The organism is Streptomyces krungchingensis (assembly GCF_054729265.1).
The window spans coordinates 2,815,963-2,827,633 of sequence record NZ_JBPUKY010000001.1 but is presented as its reverse complement, the minus strand read 5'-3'; the positions used below and the strand labels follow the sequence as shown (position 1 = coordinate 2,827,633).

General features: G+C 70.2%; 13 protein-coding genes. 7 read left to right on the top strand and 6 right to left on the bottom strand.

Features of this window, described 5'->3' with window-relative positions; all coding sequences use genetic code 11:
• Nucleotides 1–54: 54 nt before the first annotated feature.
• Complete coding sequence (locus ACSYGO_RS12625) at nucleotides 55–429, bottom strand: cupin domain-containing protein (protein WP_095933299.1); 375 nt, start codon at nucleotides 427–429, stop codon at nucleotides 55–57.
• Between the two features lie 105 nt (nucleotides 430–534).
• Between ACSYGO_RS12625 and ACSYGO_RS12620 the strand changes: the two genes are divergently transcribed.
• A complete protein-coding gene (locus ACSYGO_RS12620) occupies nucleotides 535–978 on the top strand; it encodes a MarR family winged helix-turn-helix transcriptional regulator (RefSeq protein WP_432175471.1) in 444 nt (147 codons plus the stop codon).
• A gap of 171 nt (nucleotides 979–1,149) precedes the next feature.
• Nucleotides 1,150–2,010, top strand: a complete 861-nt coding sequence (locus ACSYGO_RS12615) for an esterase/lipase family protein (RefSeq protein WP_426680301.1) — start codon at nucleotides 1,150–1,152, stop codon at nucleotides 2,008–2,010.
• 57 nt (nucleotides 2,011–2,067) lie between these two features.
• Here the strand turns inward: ACSYGO_RS12615 and ACSYGO_RS12610 are convergent, their stop codons facing one another.
• Nucleotides 2,068–3,105 carry a lytic polysaccharide monooxygenase auxiliary activity family 9 protein gene (locus tag ACSYGO_RS12610; RefSeq protein WP_460386694.1) on the bottom strand — a complete coding sequence of 346 codons (1,038 nt, stop codon included), beginning with the start codon at nucleotides 3,103–3,105 and terminating at the stop codon, nucleotides 2,068–2,070.
• Nucleotides 3,106–3,697: 592 nt separating this feature from the next.
• Here ACSYGO_RS12610 and ACSYGO_RS12605 point away from each other — a divergent pair.
• Nucleotides 3,698–4,471 carry a hypothetical protein gene (locus ACSYGO_RS12605; protein WP_460386692.1) on the top strand — a complete coding sequence of 258 codons (774 nt, stop codon included), beginning with the start codon at nucleotides 3,698–3,700 and terminating at the stop codon, nucleotides 4,469–4,471.
• Between the two features lie 213 nt (nucleotides 4,472–4,684).
• On the opposite strand, the gene ACSYGO_RS12600 is transcribed toward ACSYGO_RS12605, so the two are convergent.
• Nucleotides 4,685–4,957 carry a hypothetical protein gene (locus ACSYGO_RS12600; protein ID WP_460386691.1) on the bottom strand — a complete coding sequence of 91 codons (273 nt, stop codon included), beginning with the start codon at nucleotides 4,955–4,957 and terminating at the stop codon, nucleotides 4,685–4,687.
• A gap of 296 nt (nucleotides 4,958–5,253) precedes the next feature.
• Here ACSYGO_RS12600 and ACSYGO_RS12595 point away from each other — a divergent pair, with 296 nt between their 5' ends.
• From ACSYGO_RS12595 to ACSYGO_RS12585, 3 genes are all read left to right on the top strand, one after another.
• Nucleotides 5,254–5,934 (top strand): DUF4328 domain-containing protein, encoded by a 681-nt coding sequence (locus tag ACSYGO_RS12595; protein ID WP_460386690.1) that lies wholly within the window; start codon nucleotides 5,254–5,256, stop codon nucleotides 5,932–5,934.
• 344 nt (nucleotides 5,935–6,278) lie between these two features.
• The gene (locus ACSYGO_RS12590) at nucleotides 6,279–8,354 is read left to right on the top strand and encodes a hypothetical protein (protein WP_460386689.1); all 2,076 of its coding nucleotides are present in this window, start codon (nucleotides 6,279–6,281) and stop codon (nucleotides 8,352–8,354) included.
• Between the two features lie 145 nt (nucleotides 8,355–8,499).
• Entirely contained in the window at nucleotides 8,500–8,949 is a 450-nt protein-coding gene (locus tag ACSYGO_RS12585; protein ID WP_426680296.1) for a GNAT family N-acetyltransferase, read from the top strand.
• A gap of 263 nt (nucleotides 8,950–9,212) precedes the next feature.
• On the opposite strand, the gene ACSYGO_RS12580 is transcribed toward ACSYGO_RS12585, so the two are convergent.
• Nucleotides 9,213–9,347, bottom strand: a complete 135-nt coding sequence (locus ACSYGO_RS12580) for a hypothetical protein (RefSeq protein ID WP_426680295.1) — start codon at nucleotides 9,345–9,347, stop codon at nucleotides 9,213–9,215.
• Between the two features lie 137 nt (nucleotides 9,348–9,484).
• On the opposite strand from ACSYGO_RS12580, the gene ACSYGO_RS12575 reads away from it, so the two are divergent.
• Complete coding sequence (locus ACSYGO_RS12575) at nucleotides 9,485–10,099, top strand: class I SAM-dependent methyltransferase (protein ID WP_435222186.1); 615 nt, start codon at nucleotides 9,485–9,487, stop codon at nucleotides 10,097–10,099.
• A 116-nt stretch (nucleotides 10,100–10,215) separates the two neighbouring features.
• Here ACSYGO_RS12575 and ACSYGO_RS12570 read toward each other — a convergent pair whose 3' ends face one another.
• Both ACSYGO_RS12570 and ACSYGO_RS12565 read right to left on the bottom strand, forming a co-directional pair.
• Nucleotides 10,216–10,716: a ribonuclease FAU-1 family protein gene (locus ACSYGO_RS12570; RefSeq protein WP_435222184.1), complete on the bottom strand. Its 501-nt coding sequence runs from the start codon at nucleotides 10,714–10,716 to the stop codon at nucleotides 10,216–10,218.
• The gene (locus ACSYGO_RS12565) at nucleotides 10,694–11,626 is read right to left on the bottom strand and encodes a GNAT family N-acetyltransferase (protein WP_460386688.1); all 933 of its coding nucleotides are present in this window, start codon (nucleotides 11,624–11,626) and stop codon (nucleotides 10,694–10,696) included. The genes ACSYGO_RS12570 and ACSYGO_RS12565 overlap by 23 nt, the downstream gene beginning before the upstream one ends.
• Nucleotides 11,627–11,671: the final 45 nt, after the last annotated feature.

The following is an 11,671-nucleotide window of genomic DNA, read 5'->3' as shown; positions in this document are numbered from 1 at the left end:
CCCGGGTCCGGCCGGGGGTTGCCAGGGGGTTTCGTTCGGATCAGCCGAAACCCCCTAGTTGGCCCACGGAGGCGTGAGGACCGAGCCGTCGGCCAGTTCCGCCCGGAGGCCGATCGACGTGGTCACCCAGGAGACGGCGGTCTCCCGGGTCGGGTTCTCGACGCCGAGGGTGGCCCCCGGATTGATGATCACGGTGTCGCCCGCGGTCACCCGCTCGGTGCGGCCGTCGAGCGTGATCAGCAGTTCGCCGGAGAGGAGATGGAAGATCTCCTCGTGGCTGACGGTGTGCTCCGGGGCCTTGAGCCCCGCGGGGATCTCTCCCCGCCAGGCGCACAACTCCTTGCTCCCGCTGCGGGGAGTGGCGTACGAGACGAATCGGGCGCCGTGGATCTCGTGGACGACGGCCTCGGACGAACGGACGACGGGCATGGGCGACTCCTGGATCGAGGGAAGATGGTCAAGCAGCTTGACCATCTCGACGGTCTCCATGGTCAAGCTGCTTGACCAATTCGTCAAGGGTGTTTCAATGCACCCGTGCAGAACTCCGAAGCCATGGCACTCGCGGTCGCCCTGCTCGCCGCCGCAGGTGACCTGACGCAGCGCATCAACGACGGTGTCGTGGAGCGCGGGTTCGAGGGGCGGCCCGCCTACGGCTTCGCCTTCGCCCGCCTCGCCGCCGGCGGTGCGACGGTCACCGACCTCGCCGCCCATCTCGGGGTCACCAAGCAGGCCGCCAGTCAGCTGGTCGACGAACTCGTCCGCAAGGGGTACGTCGAGCGGCACCCGCACCCCGCCGACGCGCGCGCCCGGCTGATCGTGCTGACCGAGCGGGGCCGGGCCTGTACGCGCGCCGCGGAGGAGGCCGCCGCCGACGTCGTGCGCGCGTGGGGTGACCTGCTGGGCGAGGGTGAAATGCGCGCGTTGCACGACCGTTTGGCGCGCATCGCGCCCTATGGTCCCATCAGGCCCGCCTGGTGACGGTTCATCGGGTGTAGCCGCCACCTTTAATTACCGCTGGAAGTTTTTACTCGCGCGTAACTTCACACCGGAGCTACTCGCCCGTAACTTGACGAGTGAACAGCATCCTCGTGATCCGGATCACAGGGCGTACGCCGTCGCAACTCCCTTGAGCCGCAAGGAGATCACCCGATGCTGCCCTGGAAACGAGTGCTCAGACCCCTCGCCGCGCTGCTGCTGACCGCCGCGGTCGCCGTCGTCCCCGCCGCCACCGCCCAGGCGGAATCCGCCCCCAGCCACGGCTGGAACGACTACTCCTGCAAGCCGTCCGCCGCCCACCCCCGCCCCGTCGTCCTCGTCCACGGAACCTTCGGGAACTCCGTCGACAACTGGCTGGCCCTCGCTCCCTACCTCGAGGTCCGCGGCTACTGCGTCTTCTCCCTCGACTACGGGCAGTTGCCCGGAGTGCCCTTCTTCAACGGCCTCGGCCCCATCGACAAGTCGGCAGGACAGCTCCAGGTCTTCGTCGACAAGGTGCTCGCCGCGACCGGCGCCGCCAAGGCCGATCTCGTCGGCCACTCGCAGGGCGGCATGATGCCCCGCTACTACCTCAAGTTCCTCGGCGGGGCCGCCAAGGTGAACGCCCTCGTCGGCATCGCGCCCGACAACCACGGCACCACACTCAGCGGCCTCACCAACCTGCTGCCGTACTTCCCGGGCGCCGAGGACCTGCTGAAGGCGACCACTCCCGGACTTGCGGACCAGATCGCCGGCTCCGACTTCCTGACCAAGCTCAACGCCGGCGGCGACACCGTCGCGGGCGTCCACTACACGGTCATCGCCACCAAGTACGACGAGGTGGCGACGCCGTACCGCTCGCAGTTCCTCAGCGGGCCCGACGTGAACAACGTCCTGCTGCAGGACCTGTGCGGGCTCGACCTCTCCGAGCACGTGGCGATCGGTCTCTTCGACCGCATCGCCTTCCACGAGGTGGCGAACGCCCTCGACCCGGCGCACGCCAAGGCCACCACCTGCGCCTCCGCGTTCAGCTAGCACGCCGACGGGGGCTGTCCGGCCTGAGCCGCCGGACAGCCCCCGGATTCCCCGTGCCTAGCGAACGCGGCGGCCCCCCGTGACCGCGCGGCGCCGGACCGAGGCGAACAGGGCCGCGGCGCCGAGCGCCAGGGCGGCGGCTCCGCCGATCGCGATGTAGGGCGTGCCCGCGTCGCCGCCCGTCTCGGCGAGGTTCCCGGAGGAGCCGGCCGCTTCCGGCCGGTTCGAGCCGTCCGTGCCCGCTCCGGAGGGCTCGGCCGAGGTGTCCGCGCCGGCCGCGTCCGTGGCCGCCTTCGGCTCCGCGGACGTACGGGCGTCGTTGTCGCCGTGGCCGTGGTGCTCGACCGTCGACTTGTCGGTGCCGTCCTCGATCTGCTCCTCGGAGGGCGCCGAGGCGGTCGGCGCCGGAGCGGTGCCGCCCGACGAGCCGCTGCCGCCGTTGTCGCCGCTGCCGCTCTTGCCGCCGAAGGTGACGTCGGAGCAGGAGTAGAAGGCCTCCGGGCTGTCCGAGCGCTGCCACACCGCGTACAGCAGCTGCTTGCCGGAACGCTCCGGGAGCGTGCCGGAGAAGGTGTAGAAGCCGCCCGAGGCGACCGGGTCGGTGGCCGTCGCGACCGGGTGCGCCAGATCCAGGTCGTCCCAGGCGAGCGGCTTCGACGGGTCGTAGCCGGCCTTGGTCACGTACACCTTGAACGTGCCCTTGTGCGGCGCGGTCACGCGGTACTTGAAGGTGTACGCGCCGCTGCTCACGGAGGTCGCCGGCCAGTCGGCGCGGGCCAGGTCGAGCCCCTTGAACTCGTCGTTGTTCGCGCTGCACAGCTTCCCGTCGGGTATCAGCTGCTGGTGCCGCCCGTTCGCGTCGCCGATCCGGATGCCGTTCCAGTCGTACAGCGCCTGCGTCCCGCCCGCGGCGACGGCCGCCTTGCAGGCGTCCGACTTCGGGCTCTCGGGGCCCTCCGCGTAGCACTGGGACACCCGGCTGACCGGGTCGCCCATCGAGCCGTGCGCGGACGCGGGGGCGGCGGCCAGCGCCGAGAGCGTGAGCGGGGCGATGCCGACGGTGACGACGGCGGCGGCCTTGCGGCGTGCAGACATGAGGGAACTCCTCGGAAACGGTCCTCGGTGCGTGGGGTGGATCCCGTGGGGGCGATCAGCAAACTAGCCCCAAGAAACCGGGAAATCGCCTGCTGGAGCGGGGTGGAGGAGATCCTTATGGCGCTGTTAAGGCGGGGCTAACGGGGGGCTGAGGAAGGGGGGTGTGGCAGCCGGTCTGCCTGCGCCGGACTCGCTGCACCGTCCGTGGTCGTCCATATCTGTCTGCGGTGAGATGCCTGGATCGGCTCCCGGATTGGCTCCCCACGGGGCGACCAACCGGTGTGTGACCACTGCCCTCTGAGTTCGCTCCAACCCGTCCTTGGCTGATGGTCCGCTGACGTCCACGGTTGTTCGTGGTTGTGCGTCGAGGTTGTCCCGCAGTTGGACACTCACCGCTACTGCTGTCCGTGTGAGGCCCTCAAGGTTGTCCCGTAAATGATCTTCGACCGGTGTCGACCGCCTCGTGCGAGGCGAAGATCGCCTGATGCCCGATCGTGATCCAGGGGTGTACAACCCCGTGTGGATCCCGACTGTCTGAAAGGCGCCGGAAGATGAGTCGCCGGCGCCTTTCGGTGCAGAGATCGGGGATCAGGTGGGGAAGAACGTCTGGAGAGCTGTCGTGGCCGGTGGCGCGGCGGTGGTGTTCACGGGCGTGGTCGCGGTGCCGGCCGGGGCGGCCGAGGGCGGGGTCTCGTTCACCCGTGTCCAGGTGAATGGCGGCAAGCCCATTGTGATCGGGGTGTCGAACGAGGTCGCGGCGCCCACCTCCTTCCGGATGGCGACCACCCACGAGTGGAAGTATCCGGCGGTGTTCCTGTACCGCGGCAATGCGGATCCGACGGGTGATCGGCTGTGGCACGCCATCGAGACGAGCGACTGCATCAAGGTGAGCACCGGCGTGTGCGACTTCAAGGAGACGATGTACTTCGACCCGAGCGTGTGGGATATGCACAACAGCGAGGCCGGAGCCTGGAAGGTCGCGGCCGAGGTGTCCTTCCAGGGCGGCGGCGGTGACACTGACGATGAGGGCCTCACTGTCTACGTCAAGCGCAACTCCCGCCTGACGGTGAATGCCTCGCCCGAGCCGGTGGCCAAGGGCAGGACCATCACCGTGACCGGAAAGGTCACGCGGGCCAACTGGGAGACCAGGAAGTACGCCTCCTACGGAGGCCGCCTGGTGAGCCTGCAGTTCAAGCCCACCGGAGCCACCTCCTACACCACGGTGAAGAAGGTGTACGCGAACGGCTCGGGTGATCTCAGGACGACCGTGAAGGCATCCCAGACCGGTACCTGGCGCTGGGCGTACTACGGCAATACCACCACCGGGCCGTCGACTTCGGCCGGCGACAACGTCGTAGTGAAGTGAGTTCCCTGGACTGCCTCGCGATCTACTCGGCACAGCTCCAGGACAACCTTTAGGGTCGGCGTCGCGCGGTCGGCGGCGAGGTATCCAGCTCTGAAGTGCAACGCCCCTGACCAGGTAGATCGGTCAGGGGCCGTTCTCATGCCCGCTGTCCGCCACCGACTGTGACTCCCCGCTGTGTCCCGACCGAACGGGCAGGGGAGGGGCACGGACTATTCATTCATCATCCTGATCTTCGAGGCCGAGGTGGTCCGGCGTTTCGAGGAGTGCCGTCTGTCTCTGGGCATCGGGCTCCCGGTCGGCCACCTCTCGGATCACCTGGGCAAGTCTGTGCCGGTCATCGGCGGAGAGCCGGCTGAGCTTGTGTGCGACGTCTTCGAACCACGGCACGCAGACGTCCGGGTCAACGTCATCGTCATCAGTCATGTCGATGGAGACCATGAGGTTCGCCAGAGCATCGGCCAGCGTGATCAGCAAGGGGTCCGTCATGGTGTCCTCCAGCCGGTCGAGAGAGCTGCGCCGGACACTACGTGAGGTCGGCGGAACTGCCTTGGGCCGGAGCTGCCTTGGAGCGAGTGATCACGGCCCCCAAGGAGAAGCCGCACGTGAACGTGTGGCGCTCCGTGCGTCGACATAGCGACACGGCGACACGAAGACGCGGCGTGGCGGCCCGGTCCGCCTGTGCCCGACTGGCTGCACCGTCCGTGGTCCATCCGCTCCCCGAGGGTTAAGATCCGCTGCCGACCTGCGAGGAGTCCGGACGGGCGGCCTCCAGGAGGTGGGAAGTGGTCGGAACGGTCAGGGTGCCGCGCGCGCAGGCCTGGTTCGCCGGCGTCGCGCTCGCCGCGTTCGCGCTGGTGACCGTCGCGGCCGGGCTGGCGGCATGGCACAAGTACCGACTGCTGGCGGGGCCGATGACGCCCGGGCCGTACGTCGACAACCCGCTGGTCGAGGTCGACACGTATTTCAGGAACCTGACGGGCTGGCGAACGGGGCTGCTCCTCGTGGCCCTGCTGCAGTTCAGCATCTGGCTCGCCACCATGCGCGACGTCGCGGATGTGCTCTGGCGTCAGGGGCAGCGTCGGCACCGGGCGTGGCTGGTCTTCGGCTGGGTGATACCGGTTGCGCAGCTCTTCGTGCCCAAGATGTTCGTCAACGATCTGTGGGCCGCCGGCCAGCCGGAATCGCCGCGTAGACGCGGACATCCCCTGCTCACGGTGTGGTGGCTGTCCGTCCTGGTGGCGGCGAATTCGTATGCGTTCGACGACGTCTCCAAGGACTTGAAGAAGGCTGTCACCACGGACCAGGCTCGTCATGCCCTGCGGCAGATCATCATTGGCGACGGTCTGTACATCTGCGCGGCCGTGCTGTCGATCATCGTCCTCTGGCAGCTCGTTCGCCGGTTGGAGCGCGCCGCTTCGACCGCGCCCGCCGAGGTCGGGGAGACAGACCGAACAGCGTCCTGAAGGCTCCTGGGCGTATGCATGCCCGCGCGGTCGGTGGAGCGGCTCTGGGCGGTGGCTGCCAGGGGGGCGCGATGTCGCCTTCCGTGTTCTGGCACACACCGGAAGTGGCGGATCCCGTGTGAGCTGGTGGGTTGAGGACCGGCGGGACGGCGCTGGAGGTGACGTCGGACACCGCCAGGTAAATTTCAGCCCAGCAGCAGGTAGATTCCCGCCACCCAGCAGATAAAGTCCGACCACCTTTTTGAAGAGAGAACATCCGCCCACAGCTCCGTCCGGCCGCGGTCGTCCGATCGTGCCGGTCGGCGAGCGCGCGCGAGGATGTTGAGTTGCCTGGAGCCCCCCAAGTGTCAGCATCGCCCCTGCCCGCCCGGTTGCGCACCGCAGCGGCACGTTTCTTCCTGCCCACGGTGCTCGCGGTGTCGTTCGCCGTTCAGGCGGTGGGCGCCTTCCTGCCCTCCGTCCCCCTCCTCGTGGCCTCCGCCGCTGTCGGACTCGCGGCGGACATCGCCCTGCACCGGTGGCAGCGGAGCATGGCCGCCGCCCTCGGCAAGCTGCACGCGACCGTCTTCGTGCGCCAAGTGGTCCGGGACCTTCTGATGGTGGCCGGCCTGATACGCATCGAGGATCAGGACTACGAGAAGAAGTACCTGGCTCTCGTCTGCGGCCTGCTGCTCTTCTACGCCCTGCACTCCGCCTGCCAGGCGCTCGCGATCCTCGTGCGCCGCACCCGCACCCTGCCCGTGGTGACCCGGAACATCGACGCCTCGGCGCTGCGGCTGAGCGCCGCTCCGCCCGCGCTGCTGATGAGCCGCCCCGGGCAGCGGCTCCTCCTGTTCGGCCTGCCCTCGGCGGCCGGCCTCGTGATCACCGCGGCGGGCGGCTCCGCCTGGTGGGCCGCCGCGGGAATCGCCCTGTCCGTCGCCTGCGCGACGGTGGGCGTCGGCGTGCTGGTGGTGCGGCTGAGCCCGGGACGCAGGCCGGCGACGAGCGAGCAGGCGCTGGAGTGGTTCGAGGCATGGCTCGCCGAGTACCGGCCGACCGTGGGCATGTACTTCTCCGGCGGGACGAGCTCGGCCTACCAGGCGAACATGTGGCTGGAGCCGCTGGCCCGGCTGGAGGGCCGCCCGCTGATCGTGCTGCGTGAGCGCTTCATGGTGAAGCACATCGCGTCCACCGACATCCCGATCGTGTGCCTGCCGAAGGTCGCCGACCTGATGAGGCTGGAGCACTCCTCGCTGGAGACGCTGATCCACCCGTCGAACTCGGGGAAGACCTCGCAGGTGCTGCGGATCCCCACCATCAAGCACGCGTTCGTCAATCACGGCGAGAGCGACAAGCTGTCCAGCTGCAACCCGTACGCGAAGGCCTACGACGAGGTGTGGGTGGCCGGTCCCGCGGCGCGCGAACGGTACGCCCTGGCGGCCGTGGGGGTCGACGACCGGGACGTCGTGGAGATCGGACGTCCGCAGCTGGACGCGATCGAGCCGTACTCCGGTGCGCCCGCGGGCCCGTACACCACCGTCCTCTACGCCCCCACGTGGGAGGGCTGGGACGGCAACCCGGGCAACACCTCGGTCGTCGAGGCCGGCGAGAACATCGTCCGCGCCCTCCTCGCCGATCCCCGGGTCCGTCTCCTGTACAAGCCGCACCCGCTGACCGGATCGGTCGATCCCCGGGCGGGAGCCGCGAACACCCGCATCCTGGAGATGATCCGCGCCGCGAACGCCGTGCGTGCCACGGAGCACGCCGACGAGCGGCCCGCACCCACCGCGGCGGCGGAACTGGCCCGGCGGACCGCCGAACTCGACGGGCTGACCACGTCCTCGTTCCGGGCGAGCGCGGACGACGCGGAACGGATGCTCGTCCAGACGGTGCCCGCACCCGGCCGGGCCGCGGCCGTGGCCGCCGCGACCGCAGCCTGGGAGGCCGCGTACTGGGCCTCGTTCCCGGCGTGGGAGCACCAGATCGTCGTCGGGGCGCGGCCGACCGTCTACGCCTGCTTCAACGTGGCCGACCTGCTGATCAGCGACGTCTCCAGCGTCATATCCGACTATCTGGCGAGCGAGAAGCCCTACGCGGTCGCCAACACCAGCGGGCTCTTCGAGCAGGACTTCCGCGACGCCTTCCCGACGGTCCGGGCCGGTGCCGTCCTCACCCCGGACGCCTCGGGCATACCGGCTCTGCTGGAGTCCGTGCGCGATCCGGAGAAGGACACCTACGCCGAGGCCCGTGGCGAGCTCAAGCAGCACCTGCTGGGCCCCTCCGACCCGCCGTCCGTCGTCCGCTTCGACGAGGCCGCCCGTGCGCTGTGCGCGGCGGCCGACGGACACCGGGCGGGCATGGCACTGCGCGCGCTCCCGGTCATCCCGGCACAGCGGGAGGCGGCGACGACACCGGACGCCGAGCACGCCAGGGGCTGAGTACCACCCGGTACCGCGGATCTCGCGGACGGCGCCGGCAGGGGAGTCGGCCGGCGCCGGCAGAGTACGGACGCCGGCGCCGGCGGGGACGTGGGCGGCGCCGGGGGTGTACTGGCGCGACGATCAAGTGGGTAGCGTTCGCGGCATGACAGAAGAGGAGATCCGGCCGGCCGTCGCCACCGACGTGCCGGCCGTGAAGGCCGTGATCGACACGGCGTTCCATCCGTACATCGAGCGCATCGGGCTGGTTCCGGCGCCCATGGAGGCGGATCACGAGGCGAACGTGGCCGCGGGCCACGTGTTCGTCACGGGGGAGCCGCTGACGGGGCTCGTCGTGGTCGAGGCGCGCGCGGACCATCTGTACCTCGACATCATCGCCGTCCGCCCCGACGCGCACGGCACGGGCGTGGGGCGCAGGCTTCTGCACTTCGTGGAGGCACACGCGCGCGAGCTCCGGCTCCCCGAGATCCGGCTGCTGACGAACGCGAAGATGTGGGAGAACCAGAAGATCTACCCGAAGTACGGGTACGAGGTCGTGGAGCGCCGCGTGGACGGCCCGTACGACCGCATCCACTACCGCAAGCGGCTGGACTGAGCGGGCGGGCGAAGGCGAGCCACTGCGGCGCGGACGGACCGAGCAGCCGGGCATCGGGCGGCTCACCGCGGCACCGACGGGCCGACGGGCCGACGGGGCGACGGCAGTTCCTGTCACCGAGCGAGGCCGGACCGGCGGCCGGAGTGCGGCGCGGGGCGCATCGGGAGTGACGGCCGGTGTCCGGCGCGGCGCGCGGCCGGAGTGACGGCCCGGCCCGTTGACACGGGCGGCCGGCACGATCCCTGGGTTGTCGGGCCGCCGGATCAGCCGTCCGGCCACCACGTTCGTGCGATGTCCTTCCGGACTTCGGGGCGCCCGGCGGGGCGCTCGTCGATCTCCTCCCGCACGCGGCGGGAGTCCGACTTCCTCTGGGGCTTCTGCACGGTCACACGGCGCATCGCTGCCTCCTTGTGCCTACCGATTTCCGCGGTCGTACGGAGGTAGACCCTTTCCGGGAGAGTTACTCATCGGCCGGGATCTGTCTGTGGCGCCTGTCACGAATCGACTGTCAGTGGTGGCTGTCACCCTGGGGCCCATGACGCATCACACTGACACGAATCCGGGAGCGGGCGTCGACTGGGACGCGGAGTCCGTCACCTTCGACGACGAGCCCGACCACGGCCTGCGCGACCCGGTCGTACGCGAGGCGTGGGCGGCCAGGATGGCGGCGTGGCTGCCGCGTCCCGCGTCCGACGTCCTCGACGTCGGCTGCGGCACCGGCAGCCTGTCACTGCTCGCGTCCGAGCGCGGGCACCGGGTCACCGGGATCGACGCCTCGCCCCGCATGGTCGAGCTCGCCCGCGCCAAACTGGCCGGTCGTGACGCGGTGTTCCTCCTCGGTGACGCGGCGGCACCGCCCGTCGGCGAGGAGCGGTTCGACGTGCTGATCTGCCGCCATGTGCTGTGGGCGCTGCCGGAGCCCGGGCGCGTCCTGCGGCACTGGCACGGGCTGCTGCGCCCGGGCGGGCGGCTCGTGCTCGTCGAGGGCCGGTGGGGGACCCTGAGCCCGGTCGGCCTGCCCGCCGAGCGACTGGCCGCCCTGGTGGAGCCCCTGGTGGCGGGCCTGACCGTGGAGCCGCTGTCGGGCGACGCGCGACTGTGGGGTCGCGAGGTCGACGACGAGCGGTACGCGGTGGTCGCCACCGTGTGACCCGGGTCGAGCCCCGCCCGGCGGGTGCCGGGCCGGTGCCGGGAGGCGTCGTTCGGGTCAGGTCGGATCGGGCCGTGCCAGGCGTCACGGACCCGAGCCGACCCGAACGGCACCCCCTACGCCAGCAGGGACTCGAAGTCACCTTCGCGCGCCAGGAGCTCGAGCTCGTCCAGGGCGTGCTCCGCGGCGGTGGCGGCCCCCGGATCGGTGGTCGCCAGACCGCTGGCCGCGAACTCGTCCTCGTCCAGGCGCAGTACGGTCCTGCCGTCGGCCGAGCGCCACAGGTCGAGGTCGAGGTCCTCGACGATCAGTTCGTCGCCGGAGACCGTCGCCGGGCGCGTGATGTCGCAGTACCAGCCCTTGAGCACGCCCTCGGCGTCGCGGACCTCCTTCACCGAGTACCAGCGGTCCCGCCAGTAGTGCTCGGTGAAGACATCGCCCCGCTCGAACCGCACGAAGCCGAAGTCGCGGGCGTCGTCGCCCGCCCAGGGAGCGCGCACGGTCACCCGGTTGCCGTCGTCCCGCAGCAGCTCGGCCGGGTAACTGATCTTCGTACGCCCGTACTTGACGAGCACGACCCTCAACGATCGCCGCTCATCGGACGAGTTCGCGGGCATACGTCACCTCCGTCGCGCAGATCTTGTAGCCCAGCCATTGGTTGATCGCGAGCATCGGGCCGTTCCCCGAGTCGTTGCCCGTGAAGGCCTGTGTGAAGCCGGCGGCGCGGGCGCGGTGCAGGGAGTGGTTCTTCGCGAGCTTGGCCAGGCCGCGGCCACGGAAGGCGCGGGCGGTGCCCGTCATCACCGTGCCGTAGCGCGTGCCGCCGTCGGTGCGGGCCGCACTGAACGCGGCGGGCCGGCCGTCGACCACGGCCACCGACGTCAGCTCATGGCTGAGGAGCGGGTGGTGCCAGGTCTCCTTCAGCCATGCTTCATAGTCCGTGAACTCGCGGTCGAGATCACTCGGTTCGTCCAGCAGCGTCTCCGCGTCCAGCTCGAACAGAACGCGTGGGTCGTCCGCGAAGTCGGCGGCGGTGCGCAGTTCGACGCCCGCGGGCGTCTCCTGGAGCGGCGGCAGGGGGGTGTTCGCCAGATCGAAGCGGAGGAAGTGCGCGGAGCGGCCGGCGCGGTAGCCGCGCTTCTCGGCGAACGCGCGGTCCGCGGGCCTGTCGAGCACCCATGTGTGCAGCTTCTTCGCACCCAGGGCGCCGAGCCGCTCCTCGGCGGTGCTCACCAGCAGCGCGCCCGCGCCGCGTCCGGTCCGCTCCGGGTGCACGTACACGGTGAGGGAGCCCTGACCCGGCTCGGGGCTGTCGTACACCATGCCCACCTGCGCGGTGCCGATCAGTTCGCCGTCCTCCTCGGCCAGCAACAGCCGGTAGTGGGAGTCCGGATGAGCGTGCTCCACGTCATGGGCGATGGACTCGGGCGTGAAGAGCATGAAGGGGAGCGCCAGGTGACGGATGCGGGCGAAGCCCTCGGCGTCCGCAGGGTCTCCGAGGAGCAGCTCACGGACGATCACTGTCATGGGGCCGCACGCTACGCGTGCGTCACGGCGGATGCCTCTCATTTT